Raw genomic sequence first — 19,549 nt, forward strand, 5'->3', positions numbered from 1 at the left:
ATTACGAGGTAATTGCTGTAATCAGGTGTGCCTCGTTTCTTAATTCCCTTAAATAGAATGAACGTTCTATCTAATATAAATTAATTTACAAGGAGGTATTAACGCGCACTTTTCTAAATTAGTTTTTCCTGGTATAGCCATGATTGCTACTACTTACGGACTTGGGCGCTTTAGTTTTGGTTTATTTTTGCCTTCCATAACTGAAGATATCGGGATGACAACATCACAAGCTGGTATTATCTCATCTTTATTTTATTTAGCTTATTGTTTTACGATTATATATGCTACTTTACAAACAGCTACTATTGGTCCTAAACGTATGATTATGCTTGCTGGATTATCTGTTATTGTTGGTTTATTTACTATTGGTATAGCGCCAAATGCGTTAATACTATCTTTAGGTGTCCTTTTTGCTGGTGCTAGTACTGGCCTTGTTTCACCACCTTATGGTTATACTATTTCTTTATGGATTCGTATGACCGATCAAGGTAAAGCCAATACTTGGATCAATTCCGGTACAAGCTTTGGACTAATGTTTACAGGATTAACTGCAATGGTAGTATTTTTAGATTGGCGCGCAACTTATTTTATATATGGTGTTATTGCTGTTGTTGTTTTATTATGGAATTTCAAAAATATTCCACCATTACAACATAATTTAAATATTTCAACAGGTTCATTTAATATACGTGATATCACATATAGTAAGCGCATTATCCTAGCTTCTTTACTTTTAGGTTTTGCTACAGCACCTTTTTGGACCTTTTCAAAATCCTTTATAGAACAGACAGGTCATTATACAGATTTAGAACTTTCTATATTTTGGATACTTATTGGACTTTTTGGTATTATCGGAGGAGTTTCAGGCGCTATGATTGATAAACGAGGTATACATTTCGCTTATAATTTAGGCGTTATTATGCTTGCTACTTCTTCCTTATTATTAGCATTTACACCTAATATTTGGTTATTGGCCTTTATTTCTTCAGGCTTATTTGGATTTAGTTATATTTATTTAACAGGTGTATTGTTAGTGTGGGGAATTAAAATTTTCGCCAAAAATGCTTCATTAGGTATAGGCATACCTTTTTTATTATTAGCAGTTGGCCAAGTTATAGGGTCATCATTAGCAGGTATCGTCATTGATACCGTAAACTTTCAAAATACATTTATTATATTCAGTATCACTGGCTATTTAGCGTTATTACTATATCCACAAATTAAGGTTAAAGCTAAGCCACAACCTAAAGGCAAATATAACAAGTTACAACAAAGCAATAAAGAAATACTCGACTACTATGAACAGCATAATTAAATACTACTAACTAAATCTACTCTCCATAACTGACTTCCTCTACATTTATGATTTGCGTTTTAATGTATTCCAATTTTAATTGCTACTATCATTCACCTAAGTGGCCAACCATAGTTCCGCTTAGGTGAATTCATTTTAATTGAACATGGCTCTTTACTTTATTGTAGTTAAACACTATTACTAGTTAAGTTATAAGTCTAACCTTGTTTTTAAAATTTTTCATATTTAATCCCTATCTTTTTAGTATGTTTTATTGATTTATAATTATATTATGTGTATAGTGTGAATTATCAGAATATTTTAAAATTAAGGAGCTTCGTTATGACTAATAATAAATGGCATTTAGATACTTTATCAATTCATGCAGGACAAGAAGTCGATGACTTTTCAAAATCAAGAGCTGTACCTATTTATCAAACTTCAAGTTATGTTTTTGATGATACAAACCACGCTCAAGCTTTATTTTCATTAGCAGAACCAGGTAATATTTATACTCGCATTATGAACCCAACTCAAAATGTCTTTGAAGAACGTATAACGGCATTAGAAGGAGGCGTAGGTGCCCTTGCAACTTCTTCTGGCCAAGCTGCTATTCACCTAGCTTTACTCAATATTGTAGAAAGCGGCGATGAAATTGTTGCTTCTTCAAACTTATACGGTGGAACTTATAATTTATTAAATGTCACTTTTAAGAAGTTAGGTATTACTGTGCATTTCGTTGATCCAAGCAATCCTGAAAACTTTGCACAAGCAATCACAGAAAAAACTAAAGCCGTCTATGCTGAAACTATTGGTAACCCACGCATAGATGTTTTAGATATTGAAGCAGTAGCTCAAGTTGCACATAACAATAACATTCCATTAATTGTTGATAATACTTTCCCTACCCCTTACTTATTACGTCCATTTGAATATGGTGCAGACATTATTGTTCATTCTGCGACTAAATTTATTGGAGGTCACGGCACATCAATAGGCGGTGTTATTGTTGATAGTGGTAAGTTTAACTGGGACAATGGTAAATTCCCTGGCTTAGTAGAACCTGATGCAAGTTATCATGGCATCTCCTATGCTCATGATGTAGGTGCAGCAGCATATATTACTAAAGCACGTGTACAATTATTACGTGATTTAGGTTCTGCCGTTTCGCCATTTAATGTACATGAATTTTTACTAGGCTTAGAAACTTTACACTTACGTTTAGAGCGTCATTCTCAAAATGCATTACAAGTGGCAGAATATTTAGAACAACATCCAAAAGTAAAATGGGTCAATTATCCAGGCTTAACAAGTAATGCTTATTACGATCTTGGTCAAAAATATTTACCAAACGGACAAGGTGCGATACTAACATTTGGTATTGACGGCACAGTTGCTGAGATTGCACAATTTGTTGATGGCTTATCATTATTTTCTCATCTCGCAAATGTTGGGGACTCAAAGTCTCTAGTAATTCATCCAGCTAGTACTACTCATCAGCAATTATCTGACGAAGAACGATTAGCTTCAGGTGTTACAAACGATCTTGTGCGTTTATCTGTTGGAACTGAAAATATCCATGATATTTTAACTGATTTGGAAAACGCCTTAAAAGAAGTTTAATTACTGTTAGATGACTCATTTTACTAAGAGGCTGGGACAATTTTGATTCGTCCTAGTCTCTTTTCATATTGGTATTAGCTAACTATATTGAAAATGCACTACAACTCATTTTTTCAACGCTAGTCATCCTTGCCTGGGTGAGACGACGAAATCATTTTTTCAAAATCAGATTTCTGTCCCATTCCCTTTAGTGTGACGGCACATTGGCTTCAGACAACCAGAAGACTACCCGCAACACATTATAATTTTTTCACTTCAGGCAACCATTTCTTTTTGAATTTATACAAAACCACTGCCATAATAATGTTAATATCTATTGGCTAGGAGGACGGACTATTGAACAGTGAACGCGATAAAATCACCATGACTGTCATTTTACTTGCGGGTAAAATACTACTCTCATCAGGCGCTGAAGTATCGCGCGTAGAAGATACCATGCGTCGTATGGCTATCAGTATGGGTTATTATAACAGTCAAGGGTACGTCATTAATGTTTTTATTAATTTTTCCTTAAGTGAAGATCACGATACACGTATCGTCAGAATCAATAAAAACATTACTAATTTATTGAAAATTTTTCAGGTCAATACTATCTCTAGACAACTCTCTAGTAACACACTGTCTATTTACGAAGCGCATCGTTTACTACAAAATATTGATCGCACCTCTTTAAGTAGTCCGCTTTGGCAAAAAGTAATCGCTGCAGGTATAATTTCTCTCAGTTTTTTATATTTACTTAATGGCGAGTGGATTAACGTACCTATTACACTACTTGCAGGAGCTATTGGTTATTTAATAGTTGAATATATGCAAAGTAAATCATTGACTATGTTTATACCAGAGTTTGTAGGTTCATTCATTTTAGGCTCAATCGTTATTTTAGGTTCTCAGATGATACATACGTACGAGTCGTTAGGACCGACAATGATCGCCTCGGTTATGCCTATTGTGCCTGGTGTAGTCATTACTACAGCAATACAAGATTTGTTTAGTCGTCATATGTTAATGTTTACTGCAAAATTTTTAGAAGCACTTGTAATCGCCTTTGCTATAGGCTCAGGTATTGCAATTGCCTATTTAATCTATTAAGGAGGCCACAAAATTATGATACTATTTTCCTGTCTATTTAGCTTTATGGCTTCTTACTTCTTTGCATTAATATATGATGCTCCAAAAAAATTATTTATACCTGCGGGATTAGCTGGTGCTTGTGGCTATATGGTACATTTTATCTTTAATTTAAGTTTTCAAATGGATACCATTTATACGAGTTTATTAGGTAGTTTGTCCTTAGGTTTAATCAGTCACATATTAAGTCGCTTATTAAAAGCACCTGTTGTGATCTTTATGATTCCCGGCATCATTCCACTTGTACCTGGAAGTCTAGCATTCAGAGCAACTCAAGAGCTAGTAACTTTGAACTTTACAGATGCTGGTAATACGTTTATACGCGCTATTTTAATTGCTGGTTCAATTGCACTTGGTCTGCTAATATCCGATCAATTGTCTAAAACTTTAAACATTAGAAAATATTGGCACATTAAGAAAAACCGCCTGTAATTATCAATATAAAAAGCACAAGTATTATTTGCATAAATACTTGTGCTTTTTATATATTACGTGACATCATACAAACCAGTTAATACATTTGCTTCTAATTTGCTTACTTCTACATTGATAGGTTTATTGGTATTTAAAATGTGTGCTTGCGCATACGTAGTAATGCATTCTTCGTAAGGTAAGGGACTTTGTGTAACCCCACCACCTAAAACAATAGTATACACATTAAAAATATTGTAAATATTAGTGCATAATTGCGCTGTCATTTGCATTATTTCTTCCATCATCGCAGTAATTTCATCATTGTCATTGTTTAAATATAACTTTATAGCTTCTTGGGTCGATACTTCACGCTCTAAAATGGTACTCGCTTTACGACTAATAGCCAAGCCTGAAATTTCGTTTTCCACACAGCCATATTGCTGGCACACCGGACATTGATAGTCACTATTACTTTTGATCATTGTATGTCCAATTTCCCCCATATTACCATCGCTTCCAGCTAATACTTCTTCATTATAGACTAGTGCCATCCCTACACCTGTACTAATTGTTAAATATACAAATGAAGATGTTGTTTCAGGCAACGCTCTTTTTTCAGCACGTATTGCGGCATCAGTGTCGTTTACAAAAGCTGGTTTGAATTCACTACGTGTTGTTATATATGCGCCAGCATCAAAATTTTTATACGCTTGTAGGTTAGGAGGATTTAAAAATATCCCTTGGTGATAATCACACGGACCAGGCATCGCAATATTTAACGTTTGTTGCTCAATTTGTTGATATTTTTGTAGCAATGCTTGTGCATGCTCAAGTATTTGGTCAAATTCTGCTTCAGGACTCTCTGTTATTGTTGGGAAAGTCTGCTGATCTACAACGGTCATGTGTGCATCAATGACGCCTACAATAGTTTTTGTTCCTCCGATATCTACGGCTATTCTATACATTTCTTTCTCCCCCTTTAACACTAAACATAACTAACGATCATACTAAAGTTTCCTGTAAAATAAATATCTTGATCTTCAGTAGTTAGAATAAAATGTGCGCCTTTTTCCAAATCAAAGTGTTGTTGTCCTATATACAGTACACCTTCGCCCTCTATTACTGACACTAAATAATAAGGTTGCTGTTTATCAAATGCTAATTGTTGATGTATATCCCATTTTTCTACAGTAAAAAATGTCGTCGATACTAGTTGTTGATACGTATATTGCTCGTATTGTTCTTTCGGTAACCTCGTCTGCGGAATTTGACGGTCGACATCAATCACAGCTTTACTTTGTTCTAAGTGTAATTCGCGCTGCTTGCCATTACTATCAGTACGTTCATAATCATAAATTCTATATGTAGTATCAGAAGATTGTTGTGTTTCTAAAATCATAATACCTTTACCAATTGCATGCACTGTCCCTGAAGGAACATAGAAGAAATCACCTTTTGTTACTTTAATATGATGAAACAATGTTTCAAAATCACCTTGGTCTAACATTTGATTTAATTCATCTTGGTTGTCTGCGTTAACACCATAGATAATTTCAGCATCAGGTGCGGCATCTAGAATATACCAACATTCTGTTTTACCATTTTCCCCTTCATATTTTTGTGCATAATTATCATCAGGATGTACTTGGACTGACAATTTATCATTGGCATCAAGAATTTTCGTCAATAAAGGAAAATTCTGTTGTCCACTAGCCCCAAATAATGACGGTGCTTGTTCCCATACTTGGTCTAATGTATATCCTTGATAAGGTCCATTCGTAATTACATTGGGACCATTGGGATGCGCTGAAATCGCCCAACATTCACCAGTGTGGTCAAAAGGAATATTATAATTAAAGTTCTTTAACTGTGTGCCTCCCCATATGCGTTCTTGAAATACAGGCTGTAAAAATAAAACCATACTATCCCACCTATTGCTTATATTAGTTTTAGTTACCGATAGATTTTCAACAATTGTTCAATAATTTTAATGTCTGCTGATTATGAGCAACTAAACACATTGACTTAATGTGCCTTTCTACAAATAGTCAAGAAACCTATCTATACTAATGATATTAATTGTAGCTACAATTAATATCATTAGCAAGTAAGCTCCGTTTAGAGTTAATTTGACCAACATGGTTAAAAGTTCTATACTTAGAGTAAAATTACCACTTAACATAATGGAAGTGATTCTATGCATCAAGCCTTTTACAAACTAGATTCCAAAAAACAACGACAAATTATTAACGCTGCTTTAAATGAATTTGCGCAAAAAGGACCTCATGACGCTTCAACTAATGCTATCGTCAGTGCTGCCAACATTAGCAAAGGAACATTATTTTATTACTTTAAAAATAAACAAAGTTTGTATCATTATTTAATTGATTATGCTTTAGAGTTTGTTCGTGAAGAGTATCTTAATAAAGTTGATATGTCACAGCAAGATATTTTCAACAGAATTCAAGCTATGATGATAATAAAAATGAAAATGTTAAAAAGTCATCCTACTATTATTAATTTTTTAAGTTTACCTATCCTTGCAACTACGCACAACGAACTTAGCGACGACTTAGTAACCAAAATTAAACAATTAGAACAACAAAGTTATGATGTAATGACTGAAAATATTGATTATAGTTATTTCAAAAATGACGTAAATCCAACCCACGCCTTACAGTTAATTCAGTTTATGATTACGGGTTACAGTGAATCCGTCAAACAGCACCTTACTGTCGACGATATTACTAATAATAACTACACATACTATTTTCATGAATTCGAAGTATATTTAGCGGAAATGCGCAAATTATTTTATAAATAAATGAGGTGTCACAAATGACTGTACTTAATATCACTAACTTAACCAAACGCTTTGGCAAGTTTAAAGCATTAGACGGTATAGATTTAAAATTACAACCAGGAGAAATTTTTGGTTTTATTGGACCTAACGGTGCTGGTAAATCAACAACATTACAAATCATTTTAGGTGTACTTACACCTAGTTCCGGTAATATTGAAATCTTTGGCAAAGATGCTCTAACAGAAGTAGTGACCATACATGAACATTTGGCTTTTGTTCCCGGTGATGTCAATTTATGGCCTAATTTAACTGGAGGAGAAGTTATAGATTTCTTTTTAAGTTTGCATAAGCATGCCAACTACGCGAAAAAAGAGCGTCTCATTGAGCAATTCGATTTAGATATTAGTAAAAAGTGTGGCACATATTCCAAAGGAAATCGTCAAAAAGTAGCATTAATTGCCGCATTAAGTATCGATGCTGAACTCTATATCTTCGACGAGCCAACATCTGGGTTAGACCCGTTAATGGAAGATGTATTCCAATCATGTATTAAAGAAATTAAAGCTAATAATGGTACTGTATTATTATCTAGTCATATTTTAAGTGAAGTTGAAAAACTATGTGATCGTGTCGCCATTATTCGGAAAGGCAAAATAATAGAAAATGGTACTTTAGCTGAGTTACGCCACTTAACACGTATGAACTTCATCGTTGAAACATCACATAATTTACATGATCTTCCTAATATAGCAGGTGTGCATAATATACAACAATCTGGTTCACGTTATTCGTTTGATGTTGATTCAAATAAGTTAACGCCTCTTATTCAATATTTGAGTCAATTTACTTTGACATATTTAGAAAGTAAGCCACCAACGTTAGAAGACTTATTCCGCAGACATTATGGTGACACAATAGAAGAAGGTGAGTAGTCATGCGCCAATATTTCAACAAAACATTACACTTAACACTCTTTTATTTCAAACGCAATTTAGTAACTAATGCACTATGGGTCATTAGCATCGCATTATTAACATTAATTATTCCACCTGCTTTTAAAGCGATGTACCCAACACAACGCGAATTAAATACTGTCATTCCCATGCTAGATAATCCTGCAGTAAAAACAATGTTAGGCCCGATAAAATTAGATGACGTTAATATAGCTACTGTTTTTGCGCATGAAATGCTTTTATTTACAGCAATTGTAGTAGCAATAATGAACATTTTATTTGTTGGACAACAAACACGAGGTGATGAAGAGCGAGGACGCCTCATATTATTGAACGCCTTACCTATAGGTAAACACGCTCAAATAATGAGTGTTATGTTAAATATTATAATATTAAACCTTGCTCTATTTATACCTATAGGTAGTGGTTTACTAGTTATGTCAGGAGATGGCTTTTCAACAATCGGCTCTTTACTTTATGCACTGAATTTAAGCGCAATTGGAGTGCTATTTGGTTTTCTTACATTAGTTGTAGCCCAACTTGCAACAACCGTCAGTGGGACTACTGGTATTACAATTGGCATTTTAATGTTGTCCTATTTTATAAGAGCCATTGGCGATGGTTTAGATAATGATTTGTCTTTGATGTCACCACTGGGCTGGTTGTCGAGAACATTTCCGTACGCTGAAAATAATTGGAGGCCTCTCGTTTTCATAATGATACTAGTACTTATTTGTTTACCAAGCGCAATGATATTAAAAATCAAACGAGACATTAACTCAGGTTATTTACCCGAAAAATCTGGTCACACTCACATTAAACGTTATATGAAATCACCAATAGGATTACAAATTCGTTTACAACGTACCCTTTTCATCTCCTTTGCTTGTGGCATGTTGTTACTTGGTTTATCCTACGGTTCAATTTTTGGAACTTTAGATACATTCTTTGAAGATAATCCATTATTAAAGCAAATGCTAGTCAGCAAAGGCGATAACTATGCTGAACAATTTTTACCAACATTAATGGTAGTCATGGCTATGGTCGCCACAATACCAACGCTAATTTCATTGTTTAAGTTCAAAAAGGATAATCATCACGGATACACATTAATGCTATTAGCAAACCCAATGACCCGTCTTACTTATTTTGGTACTTATATTATTTTAAGTATTATTAACGCATTTACGATGATTTTTTTAGCAAGTTTAGGATTGTATATTGGTCAATATTTTGTCATGGATGAACCGTTATCTTTTATCTCAGTCATCAGTTCAGGTATCATTTATATTCCTGCTATTTTAGCTTTTGTAGCTTTAGGTATTTTAATATTAGGTGTCTCAAACAAATTGACATCAATTGTCTATGCTTATCTTGCTTACTGTTTTGTAGTCGTCTATATAGGTAACTTGCTCAATGTACGTGAATGGCTGAAAAATTTAACACCCTTTCATCATATTCCACAAATACCGATAGACGATTTTACAGTATTACCTTTAATTATTTTAATAATATTAGCACTATGTATAACTGTTTTTGGGCTCTTATTATTTCAACGTAAAGATTTATAATTGTTGCTAAATTGCACAAAATTACATGAAATAAGTATGTAAAATGATATTTAATCCTAAAAGAAAAGTAACGTACATACTCTAAACCATTGTATGCTACGTTACTTTTTGTTTCACATGGAACAGTGACGCAGCACTACTCCTTATATTCACCTTACACATTTTAGTAGAAAGAGGATATTTTTAGAGAATTCATCACAATTTTTATTGAAGTTCGTTACATCTTAATTTTTTGGGGTAGAAAGAATATAATTCCAATAACTGATGTGAATCGTTATTCACATGCAAACACTAGTGTCATCCAGTAAAAATACATATTTTAGGAGTGTTTTCTATGCGTATTTTAGTATTAGGTGCAGGCGGCATTGGCGGATATTTCGGAGGTAGATTAGCTGAACAAGGTAAAGATGTTACCTTTTTAGTCCGCCCCAAACGTAAAGCATCGCTTGAAAAAAATGGTTTAGTCATTAATAGCGTAAATGGTAATTATGCTTTCCAACCAAAATTAATAACGGCACAACAAGATGTAGAACCTTTTGATATTGTGTTATTGTCTTCTAAAGCTTATCATTTAGAACAATCTATCGAAGATTTACGACCTTTCGTTGGACCAAATACAGTCATTATCCCCTTACTCAATGGTATTGCTCATATTGCCACACTCCAACAAGCATTTGGTCGTGAACGTGTTTTGGGTGGGTTATGTATCATTGAAACTACGTTAGATCCATTAGGTGAAGTGAGCCATACGAGTGATTTTGATCAACTTATTTTTGGTGAGCTTGATGGAACCATGTCAGAACGCGTACAACAAATCGCCGATGCTTTTGCAGGTACGAAAGCAAAATTTATTTTAAGTGAGCACATCAAGCGTGATATGTGGCATAAATACTTAATGATTACTGTACTGTCTAGTGTAACTACATTAATGCATGCACCAATTGGCCCTATTCGTGATAGCGAAGGTGGTAAGCCGTATATTGAAGCAATGTATCAAGAAGTTGCTAGTATCATGCAAGCACATCAAGCGCCTATTTCAGAAGATATAGTGAAACGGTATATGAAGTCGTTAGATAATCTGTCCTATCACTTTAAAACATCCATGCAACGTGATATGGAGCGTGGGTTAAATATTGAAGGTCAACATATTCAAGGCTATATTTTATCATTAGCGAATCAATACGATTTCCCTGCGCCATTACTAACATCCGTTTACCAAAACTTAAATGTCTATAATGAAATGCTCTCATAGATTAGCATAATATCTATAAAACTATAGTACAATTATCGACATAAAGCTTCATTTTTTCTATTTCTTGAGTTGTTTGACTCATTGATTGATTCAACATAATAACTACCACTGATAATTTATAAATTATAGTATTGTCAGTGATTTGACCGACTAAAGGCTAATGCAGTGCCCGCGGAAAGCGTACATAAAAAGAGATACTCATGTGAGTATCTCTTTTTTATTATGCCTCTTTTTGATTCGTACGTTTTTGAATCAATATTGAAATTACTGCTAAAATAATAATTAGTACTACAATGCCAATTACACCTAAATATTTGGCTACATTCCCAAAAATTATACCTACCGCTAAAAAGTCAGTATCTGAGAATGTTGTGGCTGCACCACCTAAGTCACCTAAGAAAGGTAAGAACAATAATGGTAAGAACGTAATGAGCAAGCCATTTAGTGCTGAACCTGCTACCGCGCCTCGAATACCGCCACGTGCATTACCAAATACACCTGATGTTGCTCCTAAAAAGAAGTGTGCAACAACGCCTGGTAAAATAACTACACCACCAAATAAAAACAAGACAAACATTCCTATTACACCAACAATGAAACTTACAAAAAAGCCAATTAACACGGCATTTTGTGCGTATGGAAAGACGATTGGACAATCTAATGCTGGTTTTGTATTAGGTACAAGTTTCTCTGAAATACCTTTAAATGCTGGTACAATTTCAGCTAAAATTAAACGTACTCCAGTTAAAATAATAAATACCCCGGCTGCAAATGTAACACCTTGTATTAATGAAAATACAATGAAGTTTTGCCCATCACTAATATCTGAATGTACAAATGCTGGTCCAGCAAATAGTGAAGCTATAAAATAAAGTAAGGTCATCGTAATTGAAATACTAATCGTACTTTCTCTTAAGAAACCAAGACTTTTCGGAAAGTTAATGTCTTCAGTTGATTTTGATTTTCCTTTAAATAACTTACCGACTTCACCTGAAGCCCAATAACTAATTGTCCCAAAATGTCCTAAAGCTACTTGATTATTACCGGTAATTTTTTGCATCGTTGGATGCGCTAAGGCTGGTAATATGGCCATAATTAAACCTAAAATAATCGCACCAATCACAACTGTTAATGTACCTGTAATTTTGCCGACAGATAATAAAATTGCTAAAAATGCTGCCATATAAAACGTATGGTGCCCAGTTAAAAATATATACTTCAAATTGGTAAAGCGTGCAATTAATATGTTCACAATCATTCCAAACACCATAATCAATGCTGCTGTCGTACCATATTTTTCTAACGCAATAGAGATAATTGCTTCATTATTTGGTACTACCCCTTGCACGCCAAAAGCATGTTGGAATATTTTTCCAAAAGGTTCTAATGATTGTGTGACTACACTAGCTCCAGCACTTAACACTAAAAAGCCTAATACAGTTTTAATTGTTCCTGATGTAACATCAACTGCTGATTTCTTTTGTACGATCAGACCAATTAATGCAATCATTGCAACAAGAATAGCAGGTTGACTTAATACATCTACAATAAAATCTAATATTGCTTGCATAACATCCCCTCCAATCAATGGTTTATAATTTACCTAGTTCTTGCAATTTATCATTTAATTTAGTTTGTAGTTCTTCTTTATCTAAAATATTGTCTAAAACCAGTACGTCACCTAAATTTTTAGTGTTTTCTTCTAAGTCACGACCACAAATAAATAATTCGGCCATATCTGGGCTCGCAGTCATAACGTCACTATGCTCAACAGTAATATCTGTAGGTGCATTTAAATTTTTCAAAGCCTCTTGTGCATTCATTTCCACCATAAAGCTGCTACCTAATCCATGACCACATACTACTAAAATTTTCATTTTCATCATTCTCCTTTTAATATATTAATAATCTCTGTATTATTTTGTGCTGATAGTAATTCTTCGACTGTTTGCTTATCGCCTAAAATTTGTGCTAATTGTTTTAATATTTCTAAATGTGCTGTATTATCGACAGCACTTAGTACAAAAACTAACGACGCAAAATGTCCTTCTTCTGAAAAGTTAATATGCTGATTAAGTTTTAGTAAACTCAATCCAACTTTATGCACATGTGAATCGGGTCGTGCATGCGCAATTGCAATTTCAGGCGCAATCACAATATAGGGCCCTAATGATTCCACACTGTTAATCATTGCCGTAATATAAGGTTGGTCAAAATAGCGTTGATTTAACAATGGTTGTGCTGCAATATCTATAGCTTCAGACCAATGCTCCACATGATCTTTAATTTGCACTTTATCTGACGTTAAAATCTCTAAGGCCATTTAGCAATATCCTCCTTAATACTAATTTGCTTGATAGCTTCAATAATTTGTGGCTTATCTCCTTGTAATAAATGTGTTCTCGTAGTTTCATCCATAATTAATTCGCTTAGTTGTCGCAAGGCATTCAAATGTATTTGCGGTTGCTCGGTGGCTAACGTAATAATTACGTTTACCGGATCATACTGTTCATGGTCAAACTTAATACCTTCTGCAAAGTGGACGATACTAAATCCGACACCTTGGCGTACATGTTTATGTTGCGCATGTATTAACGCAATATGTGGACTAATAACCATATACGGACCAAACGCATCTAATTGATTGATAATATCTTGACCGTAATTTATATCTACAATTGATTTGGCAACTAATATGTCTACTGCTTGTTGAATTGCACCATTTCTAGTTACTTTTGGCTGATGAGTGATGATGTGCTCTTTAGGTAAGACATCCTGCAAATCAGGACCTAACATTTTGACATCATTGACATATTTTTCTCTTGAGGCATTAATAATTTCGTTCAATTGCATGCGATCTTCTTGAGTTAAAAATGGACTAACTCTAACTATCGGAACAGATAATTGTGTCACCTCTACTGTCGAAATCACATAATCTATACGCTCATTGCGTAACTCTGAATCATCGATTTCGTATACTGAGTATGCATCAATTACCTCTAACTCTGGATATATATTTTTAAGCTTACTTTTTAATAATTGCGATGTCCCGATACCAGAACCACATAACAACACTACTTTAATTGCTGGCTTTGTACTTGATGATAAGCGCTCAATTGCGGAAGCAAAATGAATAGTAATATAAGACAACTCATCCGCTTCAAATTCAATATTATATGCTTGTTCAATCAACCAGACATGATGTTTTAAAGCTTGAATAATATTCGCGTATTGCTGAGTAATTTCATCATTCAAAGGATTTTTATGAGTCAATTTAAATTTCATCCTATGAATGGCAGGTCGCAAATGAACGACTAAACCATCGAGTAATTTATTATCGGATAATAAATTAACCCCTAGTTCACCACTCATAAGTTCGACTAATTGATGCGTTAATATTTCTAATTCATCAGCATCTTCAAAGACATCATTTTCTGCGACACTTTTGGCCCCAAGTAAATGTAATGTAATAAATGCAGATTCACTAGGTGGAAATTCAACTAAAAATGCGGACTCTAATTTGTTGGTCAATGCTCTAGCAATACGAAACTGTTCAGTTTGTATTAACTTGTCATATTCTATTGTTGGTATTTCAAAGACATCTTTACTACGTGTGCGATGAATGGCAATTAAGATATGATAAATCAATCCATCAATCGCACTTTGAACCAAATGATAATTATTTTCTGACAATGTAGAAATGACTATTAACCGAATTTGTTTTAATTCATCATTAGAAAATAATTGATTCCCCATATAATGCGTATGGGTTTGAAAATATTCATGGACCCGCGCCGCGTATGCTTTTCGAAAGTTGCGTTCTTCCCCTTCAATGACAAAACCTTTATTCTTTTTATATACGAGTGATAATCCATTATTTTCCACCCAATTTTGAACTACCTTTAAATCTTCGACAATCGTTCTTCTAGACACTGAGACCATTGCCGCAAATGTTTGTGAGGATGTAGGTTCGGATGATTCAAATAATTTTAAAATAATGTATAATATTCGTTCACTTTTGTCATAATGAAGTGTTGGTTGCACAGCAGAATGCGTTAATGAATCGTTTGATACATTCATTTTTGTCATTTTTACACCTTTAGACTTGTTGCGTTCAATCTTCAAGTCTAAGTCTGATGCTGAAGCTTCAATCATTTCTAAATCATATTGAATTGTACGATTCGTCACTTTTAATTGTGATGCTAAATCATGAATTGCTATAAAAGATGCTTGTGCCACCACATAATCTACAATTTTACGTTGCCTCATACTTAACAATTCAATTGCCTCCTCACATATTTATTGTAACCGTTTTCTTAAAACTGTAGATGTGTAATCTCATTCGTCATCTAATCCGAAAGAGTACACATCTATAATTAAATATTATTCTAATAAAAAAGGAATAAGATAGTAATCAAATGTTAACATTTGATTACTATACTTATCCCTTAAGAATCATTATTTAATATTGAACTTTCTACTCTACATCTCTAATGACATTTAAAAATCTTTGTAATTGTGTTGTTTGTGGATGGTTAATGATTTGATCTGGTGCACCTTGCTCCCCAATAACTCCATCATGAATAAAGGCGATTTTATTAGACACTTCTTTAGCAAAACGCATTTCATGTGTAACAATCACCATAGTCATACCTTCTTGCGCTAAATCCTTAATAACTTTTAAGACATCATTTACGAGCTCAGGATCTAGCGCAGAAGTTGGTTCATCAAACAACATAACTTTAGGATTCATCGCTAATGCACGAGCGATTGCGACACGTTGCTGTTGCCCACCAGATAATGCTAATGGTCGTTGGTCTTTTACTTCAGTTAATCCCACTTTTTCTAATAGCGCAAGCGCTTGTTGTTCCGCTTCTGCTTTTTTTAATTTTTTTACAGTCACTAAACCTTCCATGACATTTTCAATTGCTGTTTTATGTGGAAATAAATTATAACTTTGGAATACCATACCTGACTTTTGGCGTACCGCAATTTGTGATTTTTTATCGTCATTTTTATAAGTTATACCATCGACATACACTGTTCCCTCAGATGGTAACTCTAAGGCATTGATCATTCGTAGTAAAGTTGTTTTACCAGAACCTGAACGTCCAATCAGTGTTACCACTTCTCCTTGTTCTACCGATAAATCAATACCTTTGATGACTGATTTAGTCCCGAAAGCTTTGTGAATATTATTCAATTCAATCATGTACGATACCCTCTTTCTAGGTAAGATTCATAGTAGTTTTGTACGATTGAAATGATAAAACATACAACCCAGTACAAAATAGCAACTAAAATATAAATAGTTAAATATTCATATGTTGTAGATGCAACTTCTTGAGCCTTCCTGAACATTTCAGCAACTAGGATAAATCCTAATAAAGACGTATCTTTGATTAAACTTAAAAATGTATTACCTAAAGCTGGTACTGATACACGAATGGCTTGAGGTAAAATAATACGTTGCACTGTCTGTCTATAATTCATCCCTATAGAATATGCCGCTTCCGTTTGGCCTTTAGGAATAGATATAATGCCCCCTCGAATTATTTCTGAGGCATAAGCACCAACATTTAAGGATAGTCCTATAATTGCTGCTACAACAGGTGCTAAAGTCCATTGATTCTCTGAATTGTTCGTTATTAACCGACCTAATTCCGGAATTCCATAAAAGATAATAAATAATTGTACAATCATTGGCGTTCCACGAATAATTGAAATGTAAAAGCGTGCGATACCTCTCAACACACGACTTGTGGATATTCTCATCAATGCAGTAAATAGTGCAATGATTAACCCCAATACAAATGTTACTAAAGTTATTGGAATCGAATATTTCACAAGACCTTCCAGCATAGGTAAAAATGCTTGCCCTGCTGCGTTTAATGCATGTTGTTGTTCATCATTAAGGTTTAGAAACATCTTCGCCAAACCATTTCTTACTTATTTTCGCTAGTTCGCCATTATCTTTTAATTTTTTAACAGCTTTATTTACTTCTTTGATTGTTTTGTCATCTTCTTTTTTACTAAATGTAAATGCAGACTGACTCTTTTCTGCATCTCCTTCGATTGCTTTCACTTTTGCATTTGGTTTTTGTTTTTTATAGTCTAAATACGAAATATTATCATTAAACGTACCTTCAACACGGTTAGATTGTAATAAATCCATAGCTTGGTTAAAACCATCTACTTTCGTAATTTCAGCACCTTTAGATTTCGCTAATTTTCCATAATTTGATGTAAATGTTTGTGCTAACTTTTTACCTTTAACGTCATCAAAAGATTTAATCTTTTTATTATTTTCATTTACAACCAACACACCATGTGAATAAGTGTATGGCTCAGAAAATTTATACTTCTCTTTACGTTCTTTATTAATACCTACTTGGTTTGCTATAACATTAAAACGTCCTGAATCCAAACCAGCAAACATTGAGTCCCATTGTGTTTCTTTAAATTTAACTTTATAACCCATTTCTTTTGCAACTGCTTTTGTCACATCAATATCGTACCCAGTTAATTTATCATTCTTATCGTGAAATGAGAAAGGTGCATATGTTCCTTCTGTACCTACGACAAATGTTTTATCCTCACTTACGGTTTTCGTATCACTTTTCTTATCAGATGATTCATTGCCACAAGCTGTTAACGTCATTGCAATAACTCCTGCAACCAGACCATAAAAAATCTTCTTCATCACAAAACCTCCATCCTTATTATTCTAATCGGAATAAAGATAGTTTAGACCCATACCCACAATTAGTCAACTACTCAGTATTCATTTATTCATTTATTTTACAATTGCCTGTGACTTAATATCAGCAACACAGTGAGACGCAAATGTTAGAGAGGTGTTATTTCCGCAATAAGAACGCACTATCAAATGATTCTCACATTGTATAGTGCGTTTAAAATAAAAACTATGATTGTTGTATCGTTTGATATAGTTCTATAATATTTTTGCTAAGTCATTAAAAGAAGCAATGCAAGCTGTATCAATTACCTTAAATAACCTTACCTTATTAATTGATGCACCAAAATTTATTTACACGGCCTATTTTTAATAATGATATTACATCGCAAATACTAGAAGAATATAACCATCACAAACATCTGTATGATAAAAGTAATGACATTAATTTCGAAATTGTTCCTTATCACGAATTAAACGGAGCTAGAGGTGCTGCAACCTTGGCAATACATCATTACCTTATTTGGTCTCACCGCTAGCTCCTTTATTTTAAGATGTCGTAGGTATATTGGTATCGTAATCAACTTCAAATCCCATATCTTGAATCATGTCAAAATCAAGCTGATTAGGTTGTCCACCTGTTATTAAATAGTCACCTACAAATATTGAATTAGCTACTAACAATGCTGTAGGTTGCAATGATTTTAAATTCACCTCGCGACCACCAGCTATACGAATTTCTTTAGTTGGATTAATTAAACGAAACATCGCTAAAATTCTTAGACATTTCAATGGGGTTAACTCATCCATTTCTCCAAATTTAGTACCTTTAATAGGATGTAAAAAATTAATTGGAATACTATCGGCATCGATTTGTTTTAGTGCAAAAGCCATATCAATACGATCTTGATGGCTCTCCCCCATACCACAAATCACACCTGAACATGGCGAAATTTGATTTTTCTTCATAAGTTCGACTGTTTGTACACGTTGTTCATACGTATGGGTAGAGACCACTTCGCTGTGATAATGCTCACTAGTATTTAAGTTGTGATTATAACGATCAACTCCCGCAGCTTTTAAACGTTCTGCTTGTTCCTCATTTGCTAAGCCGAGACACGCACAAATTTTTAATTGCGGATGTTTTTCCTTAATACTTTCAACGGTATGTGCAATATGATCCACTTCTTTATTACTCGGCCCTCTACCACTCATTACGATACAGTATGTCCCAATTTGATGATTATTGGCAGCTTCTGCACCTCGTTCTATTTCTTCCTGTGACACTAGCGCATAACGTTGTTTTTGTTTCATATCTCGTGATTGTCCGCAGTAACCACAGTCTTCTGGGCATATACCACTTTTGGCATTTAATATCATATTTAATTTCACTTTCTTACCATAAAAATGCTGACGTAATTTGTATGCTTCATGAACCAAATCCATTGTATCTATTGCGTCATCTTGGTATAGTTCATAAGCTTCAGCAGCAGTTATGTGTTGACCTGCTAATATTTTATGTGCTAATTCCATACTATCCCCCCTAAATATGAGAATAGTATATCATAAATGTTAACCATTTAATTTATAAAGTTAACATTTAATTTAAATAGTTTTTCAACATGAACTCAATTAACTCATTCTGCTATAGCTTTAATTATGATTTAAGTAGGCATTTTCACTACGAGACGTGCAGCTTCCCCACGGTCTAAACGATCAAAACCTTCATTAATATCATCCAATGTTATGACATCTGTTAATAAAGTATCCACTGGTAAACGTTGTTGATTATATAAGGGAGTGGGACAGAAATC

Annotated in this window: 18 protein-coding genes; 8 read left to right on the forward strand and 10 right to left on the reverse strand. The window is 33.9% G+C overall.

The annotated features are described in order from the left end of the window. Window positions 1-139: 139 nt before the first annotated feature. The 4 genes from JVU85_RS05745 to JVU85_RS05760 all read left to right on the forward strand — a co-directional run bounded on the left by JVU85_RS05745 (window position 140) and on the right by JVU85_RS05760 (window position 4,477). Window positions 140-1,315, forward strand: a complete 1,176-nt coding sequence (locus JVU85_RS05745; protein ID WP_204171520.1) for an MFS transporter — start codon at window positions 140-142, stop codon at window positions 1,313-1,315. Between the two features lie 321 nt (window positions 1,316-1,636). After that, window positions 1,637-2,917 (forward strand): homocysteine synthase, encoded by a 1,281-nt coding sequence (locus JVU85_RS05750; protein ID WP_002508838.1) that lies wholly within the window; start codon window positions 1,637-1,639, stop codon window positions 2,915-2,917. 336 nt (window positions 2,918-3,253) lie between these two features. Further along, on the forward strand, window positions 3,254-4,006 hold the full coding sequence (locus tag JVU85_RS05755) for a threonine/serine exporter family protein (protein WP_002508839.1): 753 nt from the start codon (window positions 3,254-3,256) through the stop codon (window positions 4,004-4,006). 15 nt (window positions 4,007-4,021) lie between these two features. Beyond that, the gene (locus JVU85_RS05760; protein ID WP_002508840.1) at window positions 4,022-4,477 is read left to right on the forward strand and encodes a threonine/serine exporter family protein; all 456 of its coding nucleotides are present in this window, start codon (window positions 4,022-4,024) and stop codon (window positions 4,475-4,477) included. A gap of 56 nt (window positions 4,478-4,533) precedes the next feature. Here the strand turns inward: JVU85_RS05760 and JVU85_RS05765 are convergent, their stop codons facing one another. Continuing rightward, complete coding sequence (locus tag JVU85_RS05765) at window positions 4,534-5,424, reverse strand: ROK family protein (RefSeq protein ID WP_204171522.1); 891 nt, start codon at window positions 5,422-5,424, stop codon at window positions 4,534-4,536. Window positions 5,425-5,444: 20 nt separating this feature from the next. Beyond that, window positions 5,445-6,380 (reverse strand): mannose-6-phosphate isomerase, class I, encoded by a 936-nt coding sequence (manA, locus tag JVU85_RS05770; protein WP_021459639.1) that lies wholly within the window; start codon window positions 6,378-6,380, stop codon window positions 5,445-5,447. A 276-nt stretch (window positions 6,381-6,656) separates the two neighbouring features. Between manA and JVU85_RS05775 the strand changes: the two genes are divergently transcribed. The 4 genes from JVU85_RS05775 to panE all read left to right on the forward strand — a co-directional run bounded on the left by JVU85_RS05775 (window position 6,657) and on the right by panE (window position 11,038). Further along, window positions 6,657-7,283, forward strand: coding sequence for a TetR/AcrR family transcriptional regulator (locus tag JVU85_RS05775; RefSeq protein WP_107374156.1), 627 nt, complete (start codon window positions 6,657-6,659; stop codon window positions 7,281-7,283). A 14-nt stretch (window positions 7,284-7,297) separates the two neighbouring features. Continuing rightward, window positions 7,298-8,194, forward strand: a complete 897-nt coding sequence (locus JVU85_RS05780; RefSeq protein ID WP_002508844.1) for an ABC transporter ATP-binding protein — start codon at window positions 7,298-7,300, stop codon at window positions 8,192-8,194. 2 nt (window positions 8,195-8,196) lie between these two features. Further along, window positions 8,197-9,786, forward strand: a complete 1,590-nt coding sequence (locus JVU85_RS05785; protein WP_204171523.1) for an ABC transporter permease — start codon at window positions 8,197-8,199, stop codon at window positions 9,784-9,786. 334 nt (window positions 9,787-10,120) lie between these two features. Continuing rightward, on the forward strand, window positions 10,121-11,038 hold the full coding sequence (panE, locus tag JVU85_RS05790; protein WP_021459642.1) for a 2-dehydropantoate 2-reductase: 918 nt from the start codon (window positions 10,121-10,123) through the stop codon (window positions 11,036-11,038). A 220-nt stretch (window positions 11,039-11,258) separates the two neighbouring features. On the opposite strand, the gene JVU85_RS05795 is transcribed toward panE, so the two are convergent. From JVU85_RS05795 to bioB, 8 genes are all read right to left on the reverse strand, one after another. Further along, window positions 11,259-12,608 carry a PTS ascorbate transporter subunit IIC gene (locus tag JVU85_RS05795; RefSeq protein ID WP_204172138.1) on the reverse strand — a complete coding sequence of 450 codons (1,350 nt, stop codon included), beginning with the start codon at window positions 12,606-12,608 and terminating at the stop codon, window positions 11,259-11,261. Between the two features lie 22 nt (window positions 12,609-12,630). Beyond that, window positions 12,631-12,915 (reverse strand): PTS sugar transporter subunit IIB, encoded by a 285-nt coding sequence (locus JVU85_RS05800; protein WP_002508848.1) that lies wholly within the window; start codon window positions 12,913-12,915, stop codon window positions 12,631-12,633. Window positions 12,916-12,920: 5 nt separating this feature from the next. Continuing rightward, entirely contained in the window at window positions 12,921-13,361 is a 441-nt protein-coding gene (locus tag JVU85_RS05805; RefSeq protein ID WP_142019331.1) for a PTS sugar transporter subunit IIA, read from the reverse strand. Next, the gene (locus JVU85_RS05810) at window positions 13,352-15,307 is read right to left on the reverse strand and encodes a BglG family transcription antiterminator (RefSeq protein ID WP_332311261.1); all 1,956 of its coding nucleotides are present in this window, start codon (window positions 15,305-15,307) and stop codon (window positions 13,352-13,354) included. The genes JVU85_RS05805 and JVU85_RS05810 overlap by 10 nt, the downstream gene beginning before the upstream one ends. A gap of 208 nt (window positions 15,308-15,515) precedes the next feature. Beyond that, window positions 15,516-16,250 (reverse strand): amino acid ABC transporter ATP-binding protein, encoded by a 735-nt coding sequence (locus JVU85_RS05815; RefSeq protein WP_151508341.1) that lies wholly within the window; start codon window positions 16,248-16,250, stop codon window positions 15,516-15,518. Further along, a complete protein-coding gene (locus JVU85_RS05820) occupies window positions 16,247-16,966 on the reverse strand; it encodes an amino acid ABC transporter permease (protein WP_021459647.1) in 720 nt (239 codons plus the stop codon). The genes JVU85_RS05815 and JVU85_RS05820 overlap by 4 nt, the downstream gene beginning before the upstream one ends. Further along, window positions 16,950-17,741 carry an amino acid ABC transporter substrate-binding protein gene (locus tag JVU85_RS05825; RefSeq protein WP_021459648.1) on the reverse strand — a complete coding sequence of 264 codons (792 nt, stop codon included), beginning with the start codon at window positions 17,739-17,741 and terminating at the stop codon, window positions 16,950-16,952. Before JVU85_RS05825 ends, JVU85_RS05820 begins: the two co-directional genes overlap by 17 nt. A 543-nt stretch (window positions 17,742-18,284) precedes the next feature. Next, complete coding sequence (bioB, locus tag JVU85_RS05830; RefSeq protein ID WP_107373770.1) at window positions 18,285-19,268, reverse strand: biotin synthase BioB; 984 nt, start codon at window positions 19,266-19,268, stop codon at window positions 18,285-18,287. Between the last annotated feature and the right edge of the window lie 281 nt (window positions 19,269-19,549).

It is taken from the genome of Staphylococcus sp. GDY8P72P (assembly GCF_016890655.1).
GTDB classification, from domain to species: Bacteria; Bacillota; Bacilli; order Staphylococcales; family Staphylococcaceae; genus Staphylococcus; species Staphylococcus arlettae.

Bases quoted from the DNA above. Each gene is read 5' to 3' on its own strand.
- JVU85_RS05745 (WP_204171520.1), top strand. From the start codon at position 140: ATGATTGCTACTACTTACGGACTTGGGCGCTTTAGTTTTGGTTTATTT.
- JVU85_RS05750 (WP_002508838.1), top strand. From the start codon at position 1,637: ATGACTAATAATAAATGGCATTTAGATACTTTATCAATTCATGCAGGA.
- JVU85_RS05760 (WP_002508840.1), top strand. From the start codon at position 4,022: ATGATACTATTTTCCTGTCTATTTAGCTTTATGGCTTCTTACTTCTTT.
- JVU85_RS05765 (WP_204171522.1), bottom strand. From the start codon at position 5,424: ATGTATAGAATAGCCGTAGATATCGGAGGAACAAAAACTATTGTAGGC.
- manA (WP_021459639.1), bottom strand. From the start codon at position 6,380: ATGGTTTTATTTTTACAGCCTGTATTTCAAGAACGCATATGGGGAGGC.
- JVU85_RS05775 (WP_107374156.1), top strand. From the start codon at position 6,657: ATGCATCAAGCCTTTTACAAACTAGATTCCAAAAAACAACGACAAATT.
- JVU85_RS05780 (WP_002508844.1), top strand. From the start codon at position 7,298: ATGACTGTACTTAATATCACTAACTTAACCAAACGCTTTGGCAAGTTT.
- JVU85_RS05785 (WP_204171523.1), top strand. From the start codon at position 8,197: ATGCGCCAATATTTCAACAAAACATTACACTTAACACTCTTTTATTTC.
- panE (WP_021459642.1), top strand. From the start codon at position 10,121: ATGCGTATTTTAGTATTAGGTGCAGGCGGCATTGGCGGATATTTCGGA.
- JVU85_RS05795 (WP_204172138.1), bottom strand. From the start codon at position 12,608: ATGCAAGCAATATTAGATTTTATTGTAGATGTATTAAGTCAACCTGCT.
- JVU85_RS05800 (WP_002508848.1), bottom strand. From the start codon at position 12,915: ATGAAAATTTTAGTAGTATGTGGTCATGGATTAGGTAGCAGCTTTATG.
- JVU85_RS05805 (WP_142019331.1), bottom strand. From the start codon at position 13,361: ATGGCCTTAGAGATTTTAACGTCAGATAAAGTGCAAATTAAAGATCAT.
- JVU85_RS05810 (WP_332311261.1), bottom strand. From the start codon at position 15,307: ATGAGGCAACGTAAAATTGTAGATTATGTGGTGGCACAAGCATCTTTT.
- JVU85_RS05815 (WP_151508341.1), bottom strand. From the start codon at position 16,250: ATGATTGAATTGAATAATATTCACAAAGCTTTCGGGACTAAATCAGTC.
- JVU85_RS05820 (WP_021459647.1), bottom strand. From the start codon at position 16,966: ATGTTTCTAAACCTTAATGATGAACAACAACATGCATTAAACGCAGCA.
- JVU85_RS05825 (WP_021459648.1), bottom strand. From the start codon at position 17,741: ATGAAGAAGATTTTTTATGGTCTGGTTGCAGGAGTTATTGCAATGACG.
- bioB (WP_107373770.1), bottom strand. From the start codon at position 19,268: ATGGAATTAGCACATAAAATATTAGCAGGTCAACACATAACTGCTGCT.